Consider the following 22568-nt stretch of genomic DNA (forward strand, 5'->3'; position numbering starts at 1 on the left):
CGGTCAGCGCGGGTCGGGATCCGGAGACCCCTCGTGCGTTCCCACGGTGAACGGCTCGCGACGAGCCTCTTCCATCTGACGGTCCTTGCCCGCTTCGTGACCCGGGCCCACGTGCGCCTCGGCACGCATCCGGTCGATCATGTGCGGGTAGTGCAGCTCGAACGCCGGACGCTCCGACCGGATGCGGGGCAGCTCGGTGAAGTTGTGGCGCGGCGGCGGGCACGAGGTGGCCCACTCGAGCGAGTTGCCGAAGCCCCACGGGTCGTCGACGGTCACGACCTCGCCGTAGCGGTAGCTGCGGAAGACGTTCCACAGGAACGGCAGGGTCGACAGGCCGAGGATGAACGCACCCACCGTCGAGATAATGTTCAGGGTCGTGAAGCCGTCCGACGGGAGGTAGTCGGCGTAACGACGCGGCATGCCCTCGTTGCCCAGCCAGTGCTGCACCAAGAAGGTCATGTGGAAGCCGATGAACGTCATCCAGAAGTGGATCTTGCCGAGACGCTCGTCGAGCATGCGTCCGGTCATCTTCGGGAACCAGAAGTAGATGCCGGCGTAGGTGGCGAACACGATGGTGCCGAAGAGCACGTAGTGGAAGTGCGCGACCACGAAGTAGCTGTCGGACAGGTGGAAGTCCAGCGGCGGGCTGGCGAGCAGGACGCCGGTCAGACCACCGAAGAGGAACGTGACGATGAAGCCGACCGAGAACAGCATCGGGGACTCGAACGTCATGTGACCTCGCCACATCGTTCCGATCCAGTTGAAGAACTTCACGCCCGTGGGCACCGCGATCAGGAACGTCATGAAGGAGAAGAACGGCAGCAGCACTGCGCCGGTGACGTACATGTGATGCGCCCACACCGCGGCCGACAGGGCGGCGATGGCGAGGGTGGCGTAGATCAGGCCCGAGTAACCGAAGATCGGCTTACGCGAGAAGACCGGGAAGACCTCGGACACGATGCCGAAGAACGGCAGGGCGATGACGTACACCTCGGGGTGTCCGAAGAACCAGAACAGGTGCTGCCACAGGATGACGCCGCCGTTGGCCGGGTCGTAGATGTGGGCGCCGAACTGGCGGTCGACCTCGAGACCCATCAGCGCCGCGGTGAGCAGCGGGAAGATGAGGAGGATCAGAACGCTGGTCACCAGGATGTTCCAGGTGAAGATCGGCATGCGGAACATCGTCATACCGGGTGCGCGGAGGCAGACCACGGTGGTGACCATGTTGACCGCGCCGAGGATGGTGCCCAGACCCGAAACACCCAGGCCCATGATCCACAGGTCCGCACCGATGCCGGGGCTGTGCACGGCGTCGGTCAGCGGGGTGTACGCGGTCCAACCGAAGTCGGCGGCACCACCCGGGGTGATGAAGCCGGCGATCGCGATGGTCGAACCGAAGACGAACAGCCAGAAGCCGAGTGCGTTGAGTCGCGGGAAGGCGACGTCGGGCGAGCCGATCTGCAGCGGCAGCACGAAGTTGGCGAAGCCGATCACGATCGGGGTCGCATACATCAGCAGCATCACGGTGCCGTGCATCGTGAAGAGCTGGTTGAACTGCTCAGTGGACAAGAACTGCATGCCCGGCATCGCGAGCTCGCCGCGCATCAGCAGGGCCATGAGGCCGCCGATGAGGAAGAACGCGAAGCAGGCAGAGATGTACATCATGCCGATCAACTTGTGATCGGTCGTCGTCAGCAGCTTGTAGATGAACGAACCCTTGGGCTGATAGCGCTCCGGGAACGGACGCACTGGAGCCACTTGCGTGGTGGGTTGGTCTACCGCGGTCACAGATCCTCCTCTTGCCCGAAACCCACTCCGAACCCCTTCGGACGTGGGTCGGCACATGAACAAACCGAGCGCTGGTTACTGATCCTAAACCCTCACCGGTGCCCGAGCCGAGCGGGTCCTACGATCTGTCGTATTCGATGTCGGAGCCGCCGGATCGGCAGTGCTCATCGGCGGTTTCTTCGACGACGCGCGGGGCTCTCGGAGCAGCCTCCCGGGCGCCGGTGTCCGGTGCCGCGGTGTGCGCTCCCGAGCCTACGCCGGGCACTGTGAGGCCGGTGCTAGGTTGGGCGGGTGCAACGCAGGGTCACGGTCGCGAACGAGGCTGACAGAAGTGTCGACGCCGGCACCCGCCTCTCCCTCGTCCGGCGCGCGGGCCTGGCGACGACGATCGGGTTGACGATGGTCGCACTGGCCGCCTGTTCGGGCGAACAGCCGCTGACGACCCCGGACGGCTCCCCCATCTCCACCGTGACCACCCGAGTCGCCGAGGTGAACATCGTCTCGGCCGACCGCGACTACGCAACGACCTGCCTCGCGCCCACCGCGCCGGATGCCGGTCAGGCCGATGTCGAACGCATCGTCGTCACCGACCCCGCCGTTCTCGACGCACTCTGCGCACTCGGGCTCGGCCCCGAGGTCGTCGCGGTGGCGGCCGACCCCGGCTCCGTCCCGGCATATCTGGGTCCGCAGCTGACCGCGGTCCCGACCATCGGATCGGCCCCCGACGCCGCAGCGGTCGCCGACGCCGACGCCGGCCTCGTGCTCACCACCGCCGACACCGCGGACACGGCGCGACCGTTCACCGGCGTCCGTTCCGTCACCATCCCGGCCGGCGGCACCTGGAAAGAGAAGTTCCAGGCGGTCGCCGACGCCGTGAACCGCAGCGAGGCAGGTCGGGCCCGGCTCGCCGAGTACACGACCGAGGCCACCAAGACCGGCCGACGGATGGATGCCGCCCACACGCAGGTGTCGCTGGTGCGATTCGGGGAGGACTCCGAGACGATCGCCGGGATGGACACCTTCGCCGGGCAGGTCCTCGGCGACATCGGCGTCCAACGCCCCGCCCCGCAGCGCGTGCCGGACTCGTTCCCCGTCACCGACGAGAACTTCCGCGACGCCGACGCCGACCTCATCTATGTCAGCTTCGAGGGCGAGAAGGGTCTCGCCCACGGCGAAGACGTCCTGTTGAGCGACGAATGGCTCAGTCTCGGGGCACCCGTGTGGAAGCGCGTCCTCGCGGTCGACGACGCGCTCTGGTACGAGTCCTCGGGGCTCGCCGCCGCCTGGCTGGTCCTCAACGACGTCAAGGGATCACTCGACGGGAACTCCTGACCCGATTCCGCAGGTGTCGCAGTTCGTTGCGGCACGCGCTACGACTCGCTACATCTGCTGGGGTTGTCGCGGTCACTTCAGATCACCGGCGTCCAAACCCTCGCCGGGCCGAGGGAGACGCATCAGGATCGGCGCATGAGTGTCACCGACGAATACCTCGCGAACAACGCCGACTACGCCAAGACCTTCACCGGCCCGCTGCCCCTGCCTCCCTCCAAGCACGTGGCGGTGGTCGCCTGTATGGACGCGCGCCTCGACGTGTACCGAATTCTCGGACTGAACGACGGCGAAGCCCACGTCATCCGCAACGCGGGAGGCGTGGTGACCGACGACGAGATCCGGTCGGTCGCCATCAGCCAGCGACTCCTCGGCACCACCGAGATCATCCTCATCCACCACACCGACTGCGGCATGCTGACCTTCACCGACGACGACTTCAAGCGGCAGATCCAGGACGAGATCGGACAGAAGCCAGCTTGGTCGGCCGAGGCGTTCGGTGACCTCGACGAAGACGTCCGCCAGTCGCGCACCCGGATCCGGAACAGTCCGTTCGTCAGCAAGACCACGTCGCTGCGCGGATTCGTCTTCGACGTGGCGACCGGACTCCTGCGCGAGGTGTCCTGACCCGAGTACCTAGCCGTCCGTCGAGTCGCCGCCCTCGGAGCGCTGAACCGCCTCGGGGGCGTTCTCGCGGGTGGCCATCCCACCGTCGCGCCCGTGGTCACGCGGGCCGGGCGGATCCTTCTCCACTTCCTTGTCAGAAGCTTCTGACCCGGAAGTCTTGTTGCTCTCGGACTGTCCCATCGGTACCTCCGTGATCGTGCCGGCCGGCGTATCGGCTGCGAGGATCGTCGATACCCGGGACGTCGTGGGGACAAACCACCGGCCGACCACTGTCCTGCCGACCACCGTCCGACCGGACACCCTCGGTCCGCGACGGCGACCGGTGTCGGGGGCCGCGGCTAAACTGGCCGACGATCCTCGATGCCATACGATTCCCCATCCAGCGGGCGGACTCCCCCGGACTCCGCCCCGAAGCCCCATCGCGCCGCGCCCCTGCACGCCCTCTGGCGGCCGGGCGTCGGCATGGCGGTGTGGATCGACGGCGATCTGTCCGACCTGCCATCGTCGCTGCGCGACGTTCTCGACGGCCGCCGGTTCCGCAGCGAGATCCCCGTCGTCGACGCCGACGGTCGCCGGCGGTTCGTCCCCGCCGCGACCCTGGGCATGGCGTCGGCGGTCACGCTGCTCGACTCGTCGCGTGCGGTCGCGGTGACCGGCGACGTCCGGTGGTACCGCTATCTCCTCGACGGCGTGCGGTCGTTCGTGCGGTCCGGCACGGTGGTGCCGTCGGTGCTGCAGGTCGCAGGGGAATGGATGGTCCGCTGGGTCGTCATCGCGACCCCGACGTGGCGCAGCTGGCATGCGGTCGTCGTGGGAAGCGCGCCGGACGCATTGCTGCACAACGGTTCCGCACCGGCCCTCGACGACTTCCTCGCCGAACTCGTCGACCACGAATGCCGTTCTGCCATCGCTCGTTCCGCACTTCGTCTCGGCGAACCCCGACCCGCGTCGCCGATCGTGCGGGCCCTTCTCCCTGACGCGGACCCCCGTCCGCCCAGCTCGCCCGAACGCCTCGCGGCCGCCGCGGGCGGCTGGTCGAGGTGGAACTCCGGCGCCCCACGAGACGACCGGTCGCTGATCTTCCGTCTGCACGAGCCGGAGTACGACGATCTCGCCGAGAACCAGTGGGACGACGCGTGGGACGACGACTCCGTCCCCGAGCCGAGCCGAGCCGAGGTCGCCGAGAGCTCGCGGTGGCGGCTGCAGGTCTGCCGTCGGAGCATCGACGGACAGGTCGAACCCGTCGCACCGCACCGGCTCGACGCCCACGAAATCGACGAGCTGACAACTGAACTGGCGACGGCTGTCCGTGAGTTCCCGGATCTCGGCCGGGCCGATCCCGACCGCGGCTCGCTCGACTTCCTGCTGCCGACCGAGGTCGCCGAAGAACTCTTCGCCACCGGCGCGGCGGCACTGGGGGCGGTCGGCATCCCGGTTCTGCTCCCCCGGACCATCGCCGAGGTCCGTCCGAGCCTGACCCTGCGTGCGCTCGCGCCGCCCGGCGGCGGGGCGCCGGCGGCGATGGTCGGTCTGCGGGAGATCCGGGAGTTCGAGTGGCGCCTCGCCCTCGGCGACACATCCGACGCGATCACGCTCACCGACGCCGATCTGGACGAGCTGTCCGGGCAGAAGGGCGACCTGGTCCGGGTGCGCGGGGTGTGGATGCGCGCCGAGGGTGCCGCGCTCACCCGGGCGGCCGCGTTCGTCGCCGCCCAGCGCGCACTGGCCGCGACCGAACCACCGAGCGACTTCGGCGAGCTGTTCAACCTCGTCACCGGCGAATCGGATCGGCTGCCCGTTCCGGTCTCGCGCGTGGAGGGCCTCTCGTGGCTCGACGACATCGCCGACAGCGGCGCCCTCCGTCCCGAATCCATCACGCCGCCGGCGGATCTGGCCGCCACCCTGCGCCCCTATCAGCAGCGCGGGTTGGACTGGCTCGCCCATCTGTCGGCGCTGGGCGTCGGGGGCGTACTCGCCGACGACATGGGTCTGGGCAAGACCCTGCAGGTCATCGCCCTCGAATGCCACGAGCGGACCGGTTCGACCGGCTCGTCCGACTCCGAACCCACGACGCCGACGCTCGTCGTCTGCCCGATGTCCCTGGTCGGCAACTGGGCGCGGGAGTTCGCGCGTTTCGCGCCGACGCTGCGGGTGGCGATCCACCACGGGCCCTCCCGTGAGTCCGGGGCCGCCTTCGCCGGGATTCGCGACTCGGTCGACGTCGTTGTCACCACCTTCGCTATCGCGGCACGCGACCACGAGCTGCTGTCGTCCCGGCCATGGCATCGGATCGTGGTCGACGAGGCCCAGCACCTCAAGAACGTGAACACCATTGCGGCCAAGGCAGTTCGGACGGTGCCGGCCGATCATCGACTCGCCCTCACCGGCACCCCGGTCGAGAATCGACTGGAAGACCTCCGCGCGGTCATCGACCTGGTCAACCCCGGCCTGCTCGGATCGGCATCGGTCTTCCGGGCGCGCTACGCCGAACCGATCGAACGGGACCGCGATCCGTCGGCGCTCCGACGGCTGTCCGCGATCACCCGCCCCTTCATCCTGCGCCGCGAGAAGTCCGATCCGGCCATCGCCGCGGACCTCCCGGCGAAGGCCGACTTCGCCGTCCGCGCCAACCTCACCGTCGAGCAGGCCGCGCTCTATCGCGCGGTGATCGACGAACTGATGGCGGCACTCCGGGACAAACAGCAGCGCACCCTGCGACGCCGCAACGTGCTGGCCGCACTGACCCGCCTCAAGCAGGTGTGCAACCACCCCGCGCACTATCTCGCCGACGGCACCGACCTCGTCCGCGACGGCGAACACCGTTCCGGCAAGGTCGAACTGCTGGCCGACATCGTTTCCACGGTCGCCGACGAGGGCGACCGCGCTCTGGTCTTCACCCAGTTCGCCGCCTTCGGCGACATGCTCTCGTCGTGGCTGAGTTCGGAGTTCGGTACCGAGATCCCGCTGCTGCACGGCGGTCTGGGGCGCACCGAGCGCGACCGCCTCGTCGCCGACTTCCAGTCCGACGACGGGCCGCCGGTCCTGCTGGCGACCTTGAAGGCCGGCGGCACCGGACTCAACCTCACGGCCGCCAACAACGTCATCCACGTCGACCGCTGGTGGAACCCGGCCGTCGAGGACCAGGCCACCGACCGCGCCTACCGGATCGGCCAGGAGCAGAAGGTGTCGGTGCACCGGTTCGTCTGTGTCGGCACCATCGAGGAGCGTATCGACGACATGATCGCCAGGAAGCGCGAACTCTCCAGGCTGACGGTCGCGGCCGGCGAGAACTGGGTGTCAGACCTGGCCGACGACGAACTCTTCGAGCTGTTCCGGCTGCGAGAGGAGGCGGTCAGCGAATGACGGTGCGCAAGAAGGGCACGCAACGCCGGGGCGAACGGGGCACGATCGCGGTCCGCGGTTACGGCCTCACCTCGTGGTCGCGCGCCTTCGTCGACGTCGTGGAGGGACGCGGAGCCGACGGCGAGTCGGTCGCCGACAGTCGCCGCATCACCAAGGCGCGCAGGTATTTCCGTGATAGGCATGTGCGCGGTCTGCGGATCGGCGCGGGACAGGTGACCGCCTCGGTCGAGGGCACACAGCTCGAACCGTTCGACGTCATTCTGACCACCCGCACCGTCGACACCGCCACGCTCGCGACCCTTATCCGCGAGCGGTCCGCCGTCGATGAACTCATGCTGCTGGCGCGCGGGGAGCAACCTCCGACGCTGGGCGAGCTGTTGGTGCCCACCGAGTCCGCCGACGTCGAGACCGACTGCACCTGCCCCGACGAGGCCCCGCGGTGCATCCACGCGCTCGTCACCTGCTACGAGGTCGCCGCCGAGATCGACCGCACCCCGCTGACCCTGCTCACCGTGATGGGCACCGACCTGCGGGCACTGCTGGCCGAGATCGATTCGCGCCCCGCGGAGGCACGGACATCGGACGACGACGCCGGGTCATCGGACTCCCTGCGACCCGACGACTACTACGGCACCACGTCGACGCTGCCGGCGCTCCCGTCGCCGTCGCGGATGAATCCGCTGACCGCGCTCGACGGCGGGGAGTTGCGCGCCGCGTTGCGCGCGACCGGCGTGGCGCCCGCCGACATCGCCGAGACGATCGACGAACTCGGCGACCTCTACGACCGCCTCACCGTCGACGATTCGTAGCGTCAATGCGCGCCATGTGCGCATTGACGCTACGAAATCCCCAGGGGGACTAGAAGTCCCAGTCCTCGTCCTCGGTGTTGACGGCCTTGCCGATGACGTATGAGCTGCCCGACCCGGAGAAGAAGTCGTGGTTCTCGTCGGCGTTGGGCGACAGGGCCGACAGGATCGCCGGGTTCACGTCGGTCTCGTCGCGCGGGAACATCGCCTCGTAACCCAGGTTCATCAGGGCCTTGTTCGCGTTGTAGCGCAGGAACTTCTTGACGTCCTCGCTGAGCCCGACCTCGTCGTAGAGCGCCTCGGTGTAGTCGCTCTCGTTGTCATACAGCTCGAACAACAACTCGAAGGTGTAGTCCTTGAGCTCCTGACGACGCTCCGGGGTCTCGACCTCGAGCCCGCGCTGATACTTGTAACCGATGTAGTACCCGTGCACGGCCTCGTCGCGAATGATCAGACGGATCAGGTCGGCGGTGTTGGTGAGCTTTGCGCGGCTCGACCAGTACATCGGCAGGTAGAAGCCGGAGTAGAACAGGAACGACTCGAGCAGCGTCGAGGCGACCTTGCGCTTCAGCGGGTCGTCGCCACGGTAGTAGTCCATGACGATCCGGGCCTTGCGCTGGAGTTGCTCGTTCTCCTCCGACCAGCGGAACGCCTCGTCGATCTCCTTGGTGGAGCAGAGCGTCGAGAAGATCGAGCTGTAGCTCTTGGCGTGCACCGACTCCATGAACGCGATGTTGGTGAGCACCGCCTCCTCGTGCGGAGTGGTCGCATCCGGGATCAGGGACACCGCGCCGACCGTGCCCTGGATGGTGTCGAGCAGGGTGAGACCGGTGAACACCCGCATGGTGAGCTGCTTCTCGTACTCGGTGAGCGTGCCCCACGACGGGATGTCGTTGGACACCGGCACCTTCTCGGGCAGCCAGAAGTTACCGGTGAGGCGATCCCACACCTCGGCGTCCTTCTCGTCGGGCACGCGGTTCCAGTTGATCGCCGAGACCCGGCTGACCAGCTTGATGGGCGCTCCGTCGGCGGGGCTGTGGGGAGTGGACGCAGTCGTCATAGAGATCTAGCTTCTTTCGCCGAGGTCGTTCCTTGCGAGACAATTGGCGACCAGAGTGTCTAAGCAGGTCCTGCTCAAACTCTTAGAGTCGACGCCGCGGCGGCTATCCCGCGACCCGTACTAACGACCCTAACGTACACCAGCGAGGCACCGGGCCCAAAAGCACCACGGCGTGGAAAGTTGCTGAAATATCTTGGCACACAAAGAGAGCTGGCGGCACGGGTGTGCCGCCAGCTCTCCGGGGACGGTGTGTGACGGGTGCGACTATTGGGAACGCATCGAACTAGCCCACACCCTCGTCGCCGCGCTCTTTGCGCCGCTCGGCTGCAAATCGTCTGAATACCTCGACGAGGTTCTCCGAGTTATCGATCGCTCTCATTGTCACCCTCAGGTTCGTTGAACGTCCGCGGCCCAACCCTGGCAGTTTTCTCACCAACCGCTTCGGCAACCGCTTTACTTCGTCAGCGGCGCGCGAAAACCGCGACTGCTCTCCCTGCGCGTACGTCAAGATGGTCGTTTCGTAGTATCTACCGGCGGACATGAGCAGGACGTTGCCAACCCATGCGCTCGGAACGAGGAGGAGAGGCCTCCCGTCGACGGCAGGTACCTCCATGTCCTGGTCAGTCCACTGAGACAGGTTCGGATCCCAGATCTGCCGGGTGATGGTCATCGTTCGGTGCGGCCCGGTAGAAAACTCCGGGAAGAGCGCAAGCATAGCTTCGGTGAACTCAGCGAGGGCGCTAAATACGATTCTAGTTGTGATGTCCGAGGTGATGTCCCGATCAATACCCTCAACGAACATCGGGAGCTCTTCGAGGTACTTGAGCACTCCGACCCTGAGCAGAGCGTCGAGCTTTCCATTCAGGGCATCCCAGATCCACGAGCCAACGTCGTTTCCGCCCCCTCGGCCACGAAACCCGTTTGCCGACATACCAAGTCGAGTCTCCCAGGGCTCCGAGAACATCTTCAGAACAGCTTCACCGTAGGCACGTTCGACTGAGTCGGTAGACATTACGCACCGAGCAACGGTGTCGAAGTAGCTATCCAAACACCACCGGGCATGCAAGGCGTACGACTCACCCGAACTGTCGAGTCGGATCTTGTACGGATCGAGGTACAGCTTGTTATCCAGGTCGACACCCACGTCGGCGAACGGTACAGGCCCCCGAATCCCGTAGTAGTCGGTGATCCTTCTCATAAAACCAGCCCCTTTCTAGGCAGTTTCTACCCAGGAGCCGGAATGTGGCCGGATGCCACTGAACTTTCCGATACGCTGTCGTGGACTGACAAAGTCACACAGCGTCTCCGGGCGCTTCTCGGCCTGGCTCCGTTGCAGCGGAGTCAGGCCGAAGTCTTCTTCATGCCTGTTCAGGCATTCACAACATGCAGCTGACGCAGCCCTCCACCTCGGTCCCCTCGAGCGCGATCTGACGCAGGCGGATGTAGTAGAGCGTCTTGATCCCCTTGCGCCATGCGTAGATCTGCGCCTTGTTGACGTCACGCGTGGTGGCGGTGTCCTTGAAGAAGAGCGTCAGGCTGAGACCCTGGTCGACGTGCTGCGTGGCCGCGGCGTAGGTGTCGATGATCTTCTCGTACCCGATCTCGTACGCGTCCTGGTAGTACTCCAGGTTGTCGTTCGTCATGTACGGCGCCGGGTAGTAGACGCGGCCGATCTTGCCTTCCTTGCGGATCTCGATCTTGGCGGCGACCGGGTGGATCGAGCTGGTCGAATGGTTGATGTAGCTGATCGAGCCGGTCGGCGGGACTGCCTGGAGGTTCTGGTTGTAGATACCGTCGCGCTGGACGGCGGCCTTCAGCTCACGCCAGTCGTCCTGCGTGGGAATGTGGATTCCGGCCTGGCCGAACAGATCCCGCACCTTCTGGGTCTGCGGCTCCCACACCTTCTCGAGGTACTTGTCGAAGAACTCACCGCTCGCGTACTTGGACTTCTCGAAGCCGGTGAAAGCCCGCCCGCGCTCCTTGGCGATCCTGTTCGACGCGCGCAGGGCGTGGAACAGCACCGTGTAGAAGTAGATGTTCGTGAAGTCGATGCCTTCTTCGCTGCCGTAGAAGACGCGCTCACGTGCCAGATACCCGTGCAGGTTCATCTGTCCGAGTCCGATGGCGTGCGAATTGTTGTTGCCGTGCTCGATCGACGGCACCGACGTGATCGAGGTCTGGTCGCTGACCGCGGTGAGTCCGCGGATCGCGGTCTCGATGGTCTGTCCGATGTCGGGCGAATCCATCGTCTTGGCGATGTTCAGCGACCCCAGGTTGCACGAGATGTCCTTGCCCACTTCGGCATACGAAAGGTCGTCGTTGAAGGTCGACGGCGTCGACACCTGCAGGATCTCCGAGCACAGATTGGAGTGGGTGATCTTCCCGTCGATCGGGTTGGCGCGGTTCACCGTGTCCTCGAACATGATGTACGGGTAACCCGACTCGAACTGCAGCTCGGCGAGGGTCTGGAAGAACTCGCGGGCCTTGATCTTGGTCTTGCGGATGCGGCGATCCTCGACCATCTCGTGGTACTTGTCCGTCACGTTGATGTCGGCGAAGGGGACGCCGTAGACGCGTTCGACGTCGTACGGACTGAACAGGTACATGTCGTCGTTGGCCTTGGCCAGCTCGAACGTGATGTCCGGGATCACCACACCGAGCGAGAGCGTCTTGATGCGGATCTTCTCGTCCGCGTTCTCACGCTTGGTGTCGAGGAAGCGGTAGATGTCGGGGTGGTGCGCATGCAGGTACACCGCGCCCGCACCCTGCCGGGCGCCGAGCTGGTTGGCGTAGGAGAAGGAGTCCTCGAGCAGCTTCATGATCGGGATGACACCCGAACTCTGATTTTCGATCTTCTTGATCGGCGCACCGTGCTCACGGATGTTGCTGAGCAGCAACGCAACTCCGCCGCCCCGCTTGGACAGCTGCAGCGCGGAGTTGATCGACCGGCCGATCGACTCCATGTTGTCCTCGATGCGCAGCAGGAAGCACGAGACCGGCTCACCCCGCTGCTTCTTGCCCGAGTTGAGGAAGGTCGGCGTGGCCGGCTGGAAGCGCCCTTCGATGATCTCGTCGACGAGATTCCGGGCGAGGGTCGTGTCGCCGTCGGCCAGGGTCAGGGCCACCATGCACACGCGATCCTCGAACCGCTCGAGGTACCGCTTTCCGTCGAAGGTCTTGAGGGTGTAGCTCGTGTAGTACTTGAACGCGCCGAGGAAGGTCGGGAACCGGAACTTCTTGCCGTAGGCGTGGTCGAAGAGCTCGTTCACGAACGCGCGGTCGTACTTCGCGAGGACCTCGGGCTCGTAGTAGTTCTCCTCGATGAGGTAGTCGAGCTTCTCGTCGCGGTCGTGGAAGAAGACCGTGTTCTGGTTGACGTGCTGCAGGAAGTACTGGTTCGCGGCCTCGCGATCCTTGTCGAACTGGATCTTGCCGTCGGCGTCGTACAGGTTGAGCATCGCGTTGAGCGCGTGGTAGTCGAGCTCTCCGGGATCATGCCCCGCAGGTCCGGGGTGCACGCCCGACTTGCTGGCTGAAGTGGTGTCCGAGACTGCGGCGGTGGGCGACACGACAGATGACTCCTGCGGGTAGTGGGCCGGTGAAGGCAGAGTAGCGATGGTGTACGACAGGCCTGGGAACGCGCGGAGCGCCAGGTCAGGCGGGCGAGGCGCTCAGCGACACATCGGCCGCGAACGCCGGACTCAGGGCGAACTCGGCGAGCCCCGCGCGAACGCGGTCGACGTCGTCGGTGGTGCCCATCAGTTCGAATCGGTACAGGTAGGGCACCCCGCACTTTCGTGCGATGACGTCGCCGGCGTAGCAGAACTCCTCACCGAAGTTCGTGTTGCCCGCCGCGATCACCCCCCTGATCGACGATCGATTGTGTTCGTCGTTGAGGAAGCGGATGACCTGCTTGGGGACGTAGCCGCCGGGTTGCCCCGTCGCCTTGCCCCCGCCGTAGGTCGGACAGACCAGGACGTACGGCTCGTCGACACGGAAAACACCGGTCCGATCGAGGAGCGGGATGCGCTCGGCGCGCATGTCCAGCTTCTGGACGAACCGGTGGGTGTTCTCCGATACGGAGGAGAAGTACACGATCAACGGCGATGTCGCTGCCGCCATGTCTCCTCCAACCTGGTCGTTCTCGGGATCTCGCCCGCCGGAGATCATCTCCGGCCGGGCACTGTCGGTATCAACGCCGTGACCGGCGTGACCATTTCCTCGATGACTTCTCGATGCGGCGCGATCCGGCTTCCCCGTCGGATCGCCTCTGCACCGCCAGTCGGGCGGCCGTCGTCACCCTCATGGTGACGACGGATCAGGCAGCGGCAGTGGCGAGCGCCTTGATGCGGTCGGGGCGGAAGCCCGACCAGTGCGCGTCGCCGGCGACCACGACGGGCGCCTGCAGGTAACCGAGTGCCATGACGTAGTCACGCGCTTCGGCATCCTCACTGATGTCGACGATCTCGTAGGACAGACCCTGCTTGTCGAGGGCCTTGTAGGTGGCATTGCACTGGACGCAGGCCGGCTTCGTGTAGACGGTGATTGACATTCGGAGGTGCTCCTCGGGTCGTAGGAATCGCCAGTGACGTGCGGTTTTCCAGCGTGAAGATGGTGATCTGGATCACCATCTCGGCAGCTACGTCGAGGAGTCGAACCGCTTCTCGTCTTGTGCCTGACTGGTAACGCAAACACTACACCTAGTGGCTGACATTTCTGGTCACCACAAGGGGTTGTGAATAACATTGATGGAAGACATGCAGGTCGGAGCGGTGCACGATCACAAATCCGGGCGTGTCCACCGCATGTTCGGCGTGTCGCTCACAGGTTGTCCCGAGGCGGTCCACAACGTGTCCACCGACCATCCACACCCGAGCCGGTCGCACCCCCGGACACGACGACGCCGCGCCGGGCAGAGCCGGGCGCGGCGTCGGAGTCGGGAGTGGGTCAGGCGTTGACCGTGACCTCGTCGACGAGCCGGGAGACCGAGGCGACGATCTTCTCGACGACCGCCGGATCGCTCAGGCCCCCCTCGGGAAGAGCGGCGACCTGCAGGCCCAGGTCGGCCTCCTCGATCGCACGACCGCCGGCGATGCCGACCGACTTACGGGTGTCCTCCCGGGTCCACGCGCCGCCGTACTGCCCGAGAGCCGCGCTCAGCACCGCGACGGGCTTGCCGGTCAGCGCACCGGTGCCGTAGGGCCGCGACAGCCAGTCGATGGCGTTCTTCAGCGCAGCGGGGATGGTGCCGTTGTACTCCGGGGTGGCGATGAGCACGCCGTCGGCCGAGCCGACCACCTGGCGCAGCTTCGCCACGCCCGCGTCGAGCTGATCCTCGACATCGACGTCCTCGCTGTAGAACGGCAGCGAGCCCAGGTCGTCGACGACCGTGATGGAGACTCCGGCGGGCGCGTTGTCCGCGGCCACGTGGGCGAGCTGGCGGTTCACCGACGCTGCGCGCAGGCTTCCGACCAGCGCGACCAATTCGACGACTCGTTCAGACATGTGATTCCTCTCGATGGCACAGGGGTCCACGGGCGTCCGCGGGACCTTTCTACGACTTGCTATAACCGGACCAGGGTCCGATTCATTCCGGATCTGGTCAAGAGTTACGCTCATCACGTGCCGAATGGGCCCGACCACTCACCGCTCCACATCTCGCTCAACCCCTCGGGGACCGAACGTGCCGATGCCGCACGCAACCGGCGCCTGTTGCTGGCCGCCGCGAAGAACCTGATCGATCACCACGGCGCGGCCGCGGTGACGATGGAGGCGGTCGCGCGCGAGGCGGGTGTGGGCAAGGGCACAGTGTTCCGTCGCTTCGGCAGCCGGACCGGCCTCATGCTCGCCCTCCTCGACCACAGCGAGTCCGAGATCCAGCAGGCCTACCTGTCCGGCCCCGAGCCGCTGGGCCCGGGCGCGCCCCCGCTCGACCGCCTGCTCGCCTACGGCCGCGCGCGCCTCAAGCTGACCTCCGACCACCTGGACGTCCTGCTGGAGGCCGGCGCGGGCGCCGAGGACTTCATGAGCCACCCGGTGGCCCGGACGTCCACCCAGCACGTGCAGATCTTGTTGCGCCAGTTGGGTTTCGACGACTCACTCGACTTCCTGGCGCTCACCGTCCAGGCGCCGATGTCGGCGAGTTCGGTGCGCTACCTGCTCGTCGACGTCGGGCTCGACCTCGAGACGATCACCCGCCAGTGGCAAGAGATGGTCACCGCGCTCGTCACCGGACACCACCGGGGCTGACCCGCGGGTTGCGCGCTGTCCACGACATCCGCCCGGTACGGGCGGTCGCGGCCGGGGTCGGAGACACTCGTCGCGCGCCGGGACGCCGGGACACCTAGCCTGGGTTCCTGTGAAAGCAGTGATCATCGGCGCCGGTATGGGCGGGACCTCGGCGGCCATCGCGTTGCGACAGCTCGGGCACGAGGTCGAAGTGTACGAACAGGTCACCGAGAACCGGCCGGTGGGCGCGGCGATCTCGGTGTGGTCCAACGGGGTGAAGTGCCTGAACCACCTGGGCCTGGAGGCGGAGACGGCCGCACTCGGCGGCATCGTCGATTCGATGAGCTATGTCGACGCGTTCACCGGAGAGACGATGTGCCGCTTCAGCATGGCACCACTCATCGACGAGGTCGGCCAGCGGCCGTATCCGATCGCCCGCGCCGAACTGCAGCTCATGCTGATGAACGCCTTCGGTCATGACGAGATCCGATTCGGCAAGAAGATGGTCGCCGTCCACGACGGTCCGGGGCGCGCCACCGTCGAGTTCGCCGACGGCACCACCGCCGAAGGTGACGTCGTCATCGCCGCCGACGGAGCGAAGTCGCTTGCCCGCGACCATGTGCTCGGCCACACCGTCGAACGCCGCTACGCGGGATACGTCAACTTCAACGGGCTGGTGCCGATCGACGAGGAGATCGGACCGGCCACCGAATGGACCACCTACGTGGGTGATTCGCGCCGGGTGTCGGTGATGCCGGTCGCGGGCGACCGTTTCTACTTCTTCTTCGACGTCACCATGCCGGAAGGAGTCCCGTTCGAGCGCGGTACCGCTCGCGACGTGCTCGCCGAGGAGTTCGCGGGTTGGGCGCCCGGGGTCCAGAAGCTGATCGCCACACTGGATCCCGCGACCACGAACCGAGTGGAGATCCTCGACATCGATCCGTTCCACACCTGGGTCAAGGGACGCATCGCGCTGCTCGGCGACGCCGCCCACAACACCACCCCGGACATCGGCCAGGGTGGTTGCTCGGCGATGGAGGATGCGATCGCGCTGCAGTTCGCCTTCCGCGACCACGCCGACGACCCGGACGCGGCACTCGCGGCCTACGAGGCGTCACGCACCGAGCGGGCCGCCGACCTCGTGCTGCGCGCGCGCAAGCGATGCGACGTCACGCACGGCAAAGACCCGGAGGCGACGGCGGCCTGGTACAAGGAACTTCGATCCGAGGACGGCACGAACGTCATCCGCGGCATCGTCGGCAACATCGTCGGCGGTCCGCTCACGTAGGGCCGAGCGGGAGGTTGCCCTCGGTCAGCCTCCCGCCGACGGTCCCTCGGTGCGCTCCATGCCGGCCTCGAGTCCGACGGTCTCCAGGCCGTCGTGCGCGACGAGCGCGTTCTCGCGAGACAGGGTCGGCCCGGGCGCGAGCAGGGCCACCACCGACCACGGAGCGCGGGACGGTGAGTCCCCCAGTCCGAGAATCCCGCCGGTCTCGAAGTCCGGGATGCCGAACCGAACTCCCGAATCGTTGACGTAGAACAGGGATTCGGTGCGCGCGCTGTCCGCCTCGTTGCCGGTCACCTGCAGATACTCGCCCGAGCCCGGCGGCAGGTAGACCGCGTCGAGGTTCGGCCCGGCACCGTCGGACGACGTCAATCGGACCGGTACCGCGTCCGAGTCGAGCGGGAGTCGGCGACCCGCGAGCAACGATGTCTGCGCCCGGGGTTCCCCGGAGCCCCGCGTCCAGGTGCGGCACAGCGTCGGATCGCCACTCACGTCGAGCATCTCCGGCGCGACCTCGGGAAAGTCCGAGACGGGTTCGGAACGTACGGTTCTCAGCGCGGCGAGCTGTCCGGGGGCAACGGTGGCGACGGGCGAGGCGTCGGAGTCGGCCAGTCGCAGGAGCTCGGCGGTCGGCGCACTGATCTCCTGGACCCCGTCGCGCAGGACGAGATGGTAGGTGGTCGTGTCGTCGACACCGACCGATTTGACGACGCTGCCGATGCTCGCCCCGTCGACCGCGCCCGGTTGCCCCGCACCCGGGATCTGCGGCACCGCAAGCGGATCGACCAGCGGGAAGGTGTTCAGCAGGCCGGTCGACATCTGTCGCGGCGTGACCCCGTCGAGCCCGAGGGCCCGCATGACCGGCGCGCTCCCGGTGTCGACCGAGGCGCGCACCGGGCTCCAGACACCGTCCCGGAACAGCTGATACACCAGAAAGGTCTCGTCACCGGCGTCGACGAGCACGGCATCGGCGGGACGCGCCGCGCCGATCGACTCGCCCAGGCGCGGGGTCTCGGCGATGACGGTCTGTTCGATCGCCTCGGTCGGCGCCTCCGAGACCGTCGACGAATCGCACACCGTCCAGGTCGAGGAGTCCGGGTGGGCCGACCCCGGCAGGGCGGCCGGCGCACCGGGGATGCCCAGCAGGGGCCCGCGTGGATAGGGCTTGAGCTTGTTGTCGCCGACCGATGTCGGCGACTCCGAACTCCCGGTCACCAGCCGCGCGGAGGCGAGGTTCAGCACGGGATGCAGAGTGTCCTCGATCAGGACGTAGGTGCTGCCGCTGTTCTTGCTGACGATGATCGTGGCATCCCCGACCGAGCCCTGGGGTCGGATCAGGCCCCAGATCCCGCACCCGCCGAGGACCAGCAGACCGAGGACCGTGCCGACCACGAGGGCCTGCAACTGGGAACGCATGGGATCGTGCAGCATCCGGACGTCGCGGCGCACCAGCGCGTGCTCGAGCCGCTTGATCAGGAAACGGTAGCCGTTGACCTGGGCTTTGGTCGTCAGCTGACGTGCCACGACTCCCCCTGTCCGCACCCGTTCCACGCCGTCGGTCCTGGTCCGGAGGCGGGCGGGTTGTGATCTCCTGCGGCATACCCCCTGCCGCGCGGTAGTAGCCTAACCGACAAACATGCCCCTGACGTGTGGGGCTCCACCGCTTGTGCACACAGTCGGGGGGGGCACGCGGCAGTCGGCAGCGGTGATCGAGGGGGTCGCAACCGTGGAGCGCAACACGCGTGGGATGGCACTGCCCACACTCGTCGTGATCGAGGTGATCCTGGCGGTCGGGCTCATCATCTGGACCGTGTCCGGCAGCGTGTGGGGCGCAGGCGCGCTCGGTGTCGCCGTGATCGTCTCGGCAGGTCTGGTGCGGCTCGGCGGCCGGGCGTCGGTGTTCGGCCGGATCGTCGCGCACATCTCGTTCTCGTGGTCGCGGATGCGCCGCGACCACGCCGATCTGGCCCCGGCGCCCTTCGACATCCCGTTGCCGGCACCCGGCACCCACGCCGCGGCACGACGTTCACCGGCTCCGACGACGATCGGCGCGCGGTGGGTCGGCGACACCCTGGTGACGGTGGTCCGGGTCGACCCGGGAGGTCCGGCCGTGACCTACCTGACCCCCGGGCACAACGAGATGGGCGACGAAGCGGGGCAGGTGATCCCCCTCGGGGTCCTGGCCGAGTGCATCAGCCCCTACGACATCCGACTCAGCTCCATCGAGGTCATCAGCCACGGTGTGCGCGTGTGGGGTTCGGGCGTCGCGCCGGCCACCTACGACCGCACCCTGGGCCCGCTGTCGGCGACGGCCCAGCGGTCGGTGCTCGTCGTCCTGCGCCTCAACCCGCTCGACTGCGCCGACGCGGTCGCCCGTCGCGGCGGCGGCGCGACCGGTGCACTGCGCACCGCGACCGTGACCACCCGCCGCGTCGCCAAACGGCTTGCCGGGCAGGGCTTGTCGACGACGATCCTGTCGGCGGCGCAGATCACCGCCATCGCCACGCAGCTGACCGAGGGCGCGACCCTGGACTCACTGGCGGAGGAGCGCGACTCGGTCGGCGTGGCCGGACTGCGGATGCGCAGCGCGGCCATCGAACCGGCCGCACTCACCGACGTACTACGTGGCATCTGGGTCAACTCCGCGGTCTCGACAACCGTCACCGTCCGGTTGCGTCCGCGAGCGACCGAGGGCAGGCGCCGCAGTGATCTCACGACGGTCGAGGTCTCCGGGATCGTCCGCTTCAACGAGTTCCCTGCCGCACGGCGCGCACTGACCGAGTGGCCCGCCGGGCTGATCCCTCTCGACGGACGCCAGTTCGACGCTCTCGCAGCCAGTCTCCCCGTCTCGACCCCGACGCGCCTCGACCGGGCTGTCCCGGTGCTCGCGGGAGCCGAGGCGGACGCGTTCCTCGCCTCGGCACGCCTTCCGGCCGGTGGTTGCGGACAGCTGATCGGGGCCGATCACGCCGGTCGCGCGGTCGCCACCCGGCTCGTCGGGCCCGGAATTCCGACGGTCACGGTCGCCGCGGGCATCCACGTCGTCGCCCAGATCGCCCTGCGGGCAGTCGCGGTCGGCGCCGCGGTGCGCGTGCACACCGACCGCCCGCACCGGTGGACCCCGGTGGTCACCGCCGTGGGCGATCCGAGTGCCCTGTCACTCTCTGGTGACCGCACCCCCGCGCGCCCGGGCCCGGCCCTGCTCATCGTCGACGGGGTCAGTCCCCCCTCGCCCCAGCCCGACACCACCCGGATGATCGTCGTCGCACCGGGACTCGGCGAGCCCGCCGACGGTGCCACGGTCGCGCTGCGTCAGAATCCGCGCACACCACAGGACATCTCACTGGACACCGGAGACCGGCCGACCCTGGTCACGATGGTCGCGACCCCCGATGAATGGACCCTGATCGGCGGCTACCCCGAACCCGCGGCCGCCGCGCCGGCGGTACCCGCCCGGGGCTGATCTGCCCAGCACCGAATCCCGCACTGCGATCGGCTCATTCGGCCGCGGTCGCCACCGTCGAGGTCAGCCCGGGGTCTGCGGTGACCGCAGCGGGCACCAGGGCGCGGTAGAAGACCGCCCGAGCCGACGCCGCGCGGACGATGACGTCCGGGTCGTCGTCGGTGATCCACATCGCCCGTCCGGCCGTCACGGTCAGCGGGGCCCCGCCCATGGGCCGGACTTCCACCGCACCACTGAGCACGGCGAGGATCTGCGGTCCCGGCATGTCGAAGCAGATCGACGACGCGTGGTGAAGTCCGGTGCCGTCGAGCTCGACACGCGACAGCCGGAACTCGGGGGCGGGGGTGAGGTAGACCCGCTCGGCACCGATCGTCCGGACCTGAGGTGTCAGGTCGGCGACGTCGACGGGGGTGAAGTCGAGGACGCGCAACAGTTCGGGGACGTCGATGTGTTTGGGCGTCAGTCCGCCCCGCAGCACGTTGTCGGAGTTCGCCATGATCTCCACACCCGTACCGCGGAGATAGGCGTGGAGGTTGCCGGCGGCCAGATAGAGGCCCTGGCCGGGTTCGAGATGGATGTTGTTGAGCAGCAACGACGCCAGCACACCGGGATCGTTGGGGTACGCCTCGCCGAGTTCGCAGACCGTCCGCAGTTCGGCGACGAACTCGGTCTCGCCCGCGCTGAGGACGGCGACCGCGCCGGCGAGCACCGCCGGGACGAGTTGGCGGAGCAGGGACTCGGGCAGCGTCAACCACGTCGTGAAGAGCGCCCGTAAGCCCTCGGAATCCGGTTGGCCGGCCAGCATCCCGAGATAGGGGTCGAGTTCGCTCACCTGCAACGCACGGAGCAACCGGATGGTGTCCTCCGGTCGGCGGAAACCGGCCAGGGCGTCGAACGGGGTCGTGGCGACTATCAATTCGGGTTTGTGCCACGGATCGCGATAGTTGCGGTCGCGAGCCTCGAGGGCGACGCCGCGGGAGTTCTCGCGTTCGAACCCCGCACGCGCCTGCTCGGCGGACGGGTGGGCCTGCAGGGACAACGGCTCCTCGGCGGCGAGCACCTTGAGGAGGAACGGCAGACGCTCGCCGAAGGCGGCGGTGCTCGCCGGGCCGAGTGTGCCGATCGGATCCGCGTCGATCACGTCGACGAGGTCTTGCTGGATACCGGCGACGTCCACACACCGGGCCGAGCCCGCGGGATGGGAACCGAACCAGAGCTCTGCCTCGGGGTGCGCCGACGGCACGGGCCTGCCCTGCATCGACGCGATCGCCGTCCGCGAACCCCACGCGTAGGGCCGCACCACACCGTCGATAATCCTCATTGCATCGCGTTCCCAACCAGGCGGAGGTACACCGCCGCCATCTCGACCCGAAGTGCCACGATCAGGAAGTCCAGTACATCCCCCGGGCCGTCGGCCACCGGATCCTCGCCCGGCGCCGGGCGCCGGTCGTCCCATTCCCGGCCGTCCGTGCCCCCGGCGGCCGAAGTCTGCTGTGCACGATCGGCTCCGACGAGCAGATCGATCTCGCCCAGGCCGGCGACGCGCTGACGCGTGAACCACTCCCGCCGGCCGGTCGAGATGACCTGGACTCGCGGGGCGGGAGCCGGCGGAGGTCCGTCGAAGTCGGGATCGTAGAAGATGGAGTCCGCGGGTGGCCCGCTGTCCGGGCGCGCCCCGAGCAACTGAACCATCCGCGAGACATCGGTGAGTTCGGCTGCGGCGCTGACGATCCCGGACACGCCGACGAGACCGGCGACGGCGTGACGGGCGATGGCCGCACCGGCCGGGCTGTCCGCCGTCCAGACGGTGGGACGCCCCTGGACGCGCAAGGCCAGCGACTTCGCGCGGTTGTGGAAGGCATCGCGCGAGGGATGTCCGGTGGAGGCCTCGTCGTCGAGCGCGTCGGCGAGGTCGTCGAGCACGGGCACGGCTCCGGTGAATCGGACCTGCGTCAACGCCCCGAACACCGCGAGCTGCGCCGCGGCGAAGCCGACGAACCGGAAGCGGGGTTCGATGTCGAAGCGGGGCGCGAGGTTGATCCCGTTGCCGCCCAGCGCATCCTGGAGTGGTCCGGCCACGGGCGCGACCACCACGACCTCTGCGCGCCGGCGCAGTGCCCGCGCGGCGGCGTCGGCGAGCGCCATGTCCCCGGCGTCGTCGCCGGCGATGATCACGACGTCCAGCGGCCCGATCCACCCGGGCAACACCGGACCGCTGACCACCGGGACGTCCACCCGGGCGCCGAGCGTGGCCACCGCGAAGTCGGTGGCCCGATGGGACACCCCGCTGGACCCGTGGACCACGACCACGCTGCGCGGACGCAGATCGGCGAGCGGCGCGAGCACGCCTTCCCGGACCGCTTCGGCGACGGCGCGTATCTGAGCACCGGCGAGTGCGACCGATCTCAGCAAACCGTCGACATCAGCCGAGATCAGCTCCTCGGCGTTGTCGAGGTCGGGGGAACCGGTTCGCATGCCACCAGGGTAGCCAGGTCGCGGAGTCGGCGCCCACGTACTCGGCACAGTCCGGGCAACACGGGACTGTGTCGTCACTGAACAACGCACAGTCGACGAGAAACAACGCACGGTCGACGGCAAACGACGCCCAGTCGACGAGAA

At 67.5% G+C, this 22568-nt stretch carries 18 protein-coding genes; 7 read left to right on the plus strand and 11 right to left on the minus strand.

Going from position 1 to position 22568, the window contains the following annotated elements; genetic code table 11:
- Positions 1–3: 3 nt before the first annotated feature.
- Positions 4–1788 (minus strand): aa3-type cytochrome oxidase subunit I, encoded by a 1785-nt coding sequence (ctaD, locus tag AC3B5T_RS23995; RefSeq protein ID WP_055475917.1) that lies wholly within the window; start codon positions 1786–1788, stop codon positions 4–6.
- 291 nt (positions 1789–2079) lie between these two features.
- Between ctaD and AC3B5T_RS24000 the strand changes: the two genes are divergently transcribed.
- Both AC3B5T_RS24000 and AC3B5T_RS24005 read left to right on the plus strand, forming a co-directional pair.
- Positions 2080–3120 (plus strand): ABC transporter substrate-binding protein, encoded by a 1041-nt coding sequence (locus tag AC3B5T_RS24000; protein ID WP_197282778.1) that lies wholly within the window; start codon positions 2080–2082, stop codon positions 3118–3120.
- 135 nt (positions 3121–3255) lie between these two features.
- Positions 3256–3744 carry a beta-class carbonic anhydrase gene (locus AC3B5T_RS24005; protein ID WP_055475916.1) on the plus strand — a complete coding sequence of 163 codons (489 nt, stop codon included), beginning with the start codon at positions 3256–3258 and terminating at the stop codon, positions 3742–3744.
- A 9-nt stretch (positions 3745–3753) separates the two neighbouring features.
- Here the strand turns inward: AC3B5T_RS24005 and AC3B5T_RS24010 are convergent, their stop codons facing one another.
- Positions 3754–3924: a hypothetical protein gene (locus AC3B5T_RS24010; RefSeq protein ID WP_193748540.1), complete on the minus strand. Its 171-nt coding sequence runs from the start codon at positions 3922–3924 to the stop codon at positions 3754–3756.
- 180 nt (positions 3925–4104) lie between these two features.
- Here AC3B5T_RS24010 and AC3B5T_RS24015 point away from each other — a divergent pair, with 180 nt between their 5' ends.
- Complete coding sequence (locus AC3B5T_RS24015) at positions 4105–7107, plus strand: DEAD/DEAH box helicase (protein ID WP_055475915.1); 3003 nt, start codon at positions 4105–4107, stop codon at positions 7105–7107.
- Positions 7104–7916: an SWIM zinc finger family protein gene (locus tag AC3B5T_RS24020; protein ID WP_055475914.1), complete on the plus strand. Its 813-nt coding sequence runs from the start codon at positions 7104–7106 to the stop codon at positions 7914–7916. The genes AC3B5T_RS24015 and AC3B5T_RS24020 overlap by 4 nt, the downstream gene beginning before the upstream one ends.
- Before the next feature lie 49 nt (positions 7917–7965).
- On the opposite strand, the gene nrdF is transcribed toward AC3B5T_RS24020, so the two are convergent.
- The 6 genes from nrdF to AC3B5T_RS24050 all read right to left on the minus strand — a co-directional run bounded on the left by nrdF (position 7966) and on the right by AC3B5T_RS24050 (position 14478).
- Entirely contained in the window at positions 7966–8973 is a 1008-nt protein-coding gene (nrdF, locus tag AC3B5T_RS24025) for a class 1b ribonucleoside-diphosphate reductase subunit beta (RefSeq protein ID WP_055475913.1), read from the minus strand.
- A 283-nt stretch (positions 8974–9256) separates the two neighbouring features.
- The gene (locus AC3B5T_RS24030) at positions 9257–10171 is read right to left on the minus strand and encodes a hypothetical protein (RefSeq protein ID WP_055475912.1); all 915 of its coding nucleotides are present in this window, start codon (positions 10169–10171) and stop codon (positions 9257–9259) included.
- Positions 10172–10349: 178 nt separating this feature from the next.
- Positions 10350–12542, minus strand: a complete 2193-nt coding sequence (gene nrdE, locus AC3B5T_RS24035; protein WP_035717016.1) for a class 1b ribonucleoside-diphosphate reductase subunit alpha — start codon at positions 12540–12542, stop codon at positions 10350–10352.
- 85 nt (positions 12543–12627) lie between these two features.
- Positions 12628–13095, minus strand: a complete 468-nt coding sequence (nrdI, locus tag AC3B5T_RS24040; RefSeq protein ID WP_238553925.1) for a class Ib ribonucleoside-diphosphate reductase assembly flavoprotein NrdI — start codon at positions 13093–13095, stop codon at positions 12628–12630.
- A 196-nt stretch (positions 13096–13291) separates the two neighbouring features.
- Positions 13292–13525, minus strand: a complete 234-nt coding sequence (locus tag AC3B5T_RS24045) for a redoxin NrdH (protein ID WP_004019249.1) — start codon at positions 13523–13525, stop codon at positions 13292–13294.
- A 395-nt stretch (positions 13526–13920) separates the two neighbouring features.
- On the minus strand, positions 13921–14478 hold the full coding sequence (locus AC3B5T_RS24050) for an NAD(P)H-dependent oxidoreductase (protein WP_010841382.1): 558 nt from the start codon (positions 14476–14478) through the stop codon (positions 13921–13923).
- Between the two features lie 117 nt (positions 14479–14595).
- Between AC3B5T_RS24050 and AC3B5T_RS24055 the strand changes: the two genes are divergently transcribed.
- Together AC3B5T_RS24055 and hpxO are read left to right on the plus strand one after the other, a co-directional pair.
- Positions 14596–15222, plus strand: a complete 627-nt coding sequence (locus AC3B5T_RS24055; RefSeq protein ID WP_488358014.1) for a TetR/AcrR family transcriptional regulator — start codon at positions 14596–14598, stop codon at positions 15220–15222.
- Between the two features lie 109 nt (positions 15223–15331).
- Complete coding sequence (hpxO, locus tag AC3B5T_RS24060; protein WP_488358016.1) at positions 15332–16489, plus strand: FAD-dependent urate hydroxylase HpxO; 1158 nt, start codon at positions 15332–15334, stop codon at positions 16487–16489.
- A 24-nt stretch (positions 16490–16513) separates the two neighbouring features.
- Here hpxO and eccB read toward each other — a convergent pair whose 3' ends face one another.
- Complete coding sequence (gene eccB / locus AC3B5T_RS24065) at positions 16514–18010, minus strand: type VII secretion protein EccB (protein ID WP_488358018.1); 1497 nt, start codon at positions 18008–18010, stop codon at positions 16514–16516.
- A gap of 223 nt (positions 18011–18233) precedes the next feature.
- On the opposite strand from eccB, the gene eccE reads away from it, so the two are divergent.
- Positions 18234–19949, plus strand: a complete 1716-nt coding sequence (gene eccE / locus AC3B5T_RS24070; protein ID WP_488358019.1) for a type VII secretion protein EccE — start codon at positions 18234–18236, stop codon at positions 19947–19949.
- Between the two features lie 34 nt (positions 19950–19983).
- Here the strand turns inward: eccE and manA are convergent, their stop codons facing one another.
- Together manA and AC3B5T_RS24080 are read right to left on the minus strand one after the other, a co-directional pair.
- A complete protein-coding gene (gene manA, locus AC3B5T_RS24075) occupies positions 19984–21270 on the minus strand; it encodes a mannose-6-phosphate isomerase, class I (protein WP_035717018.1) in 1287 nt (428 codons plus the stop codon).
- Positions 21267–22424: a hypothetical protein gene (locus tag AC3B5T_RS24080; protein WP_488358020.1), complete on the minus strand. Its 1158-nt coding sequence runs from the start codon at positions 22422–22424 to the stop codon at positions 21267–21269. The genes manA and AC3B5T_RS24080 overlap by 4 nt, the downstream gene beginning before the upstream one ends.
- Between the last annotated feature and the right edge of the window lie 144 nt (positions 22425–22568).

Source organism: Gordonia sp. G4 (assembly GCF_057770005.1).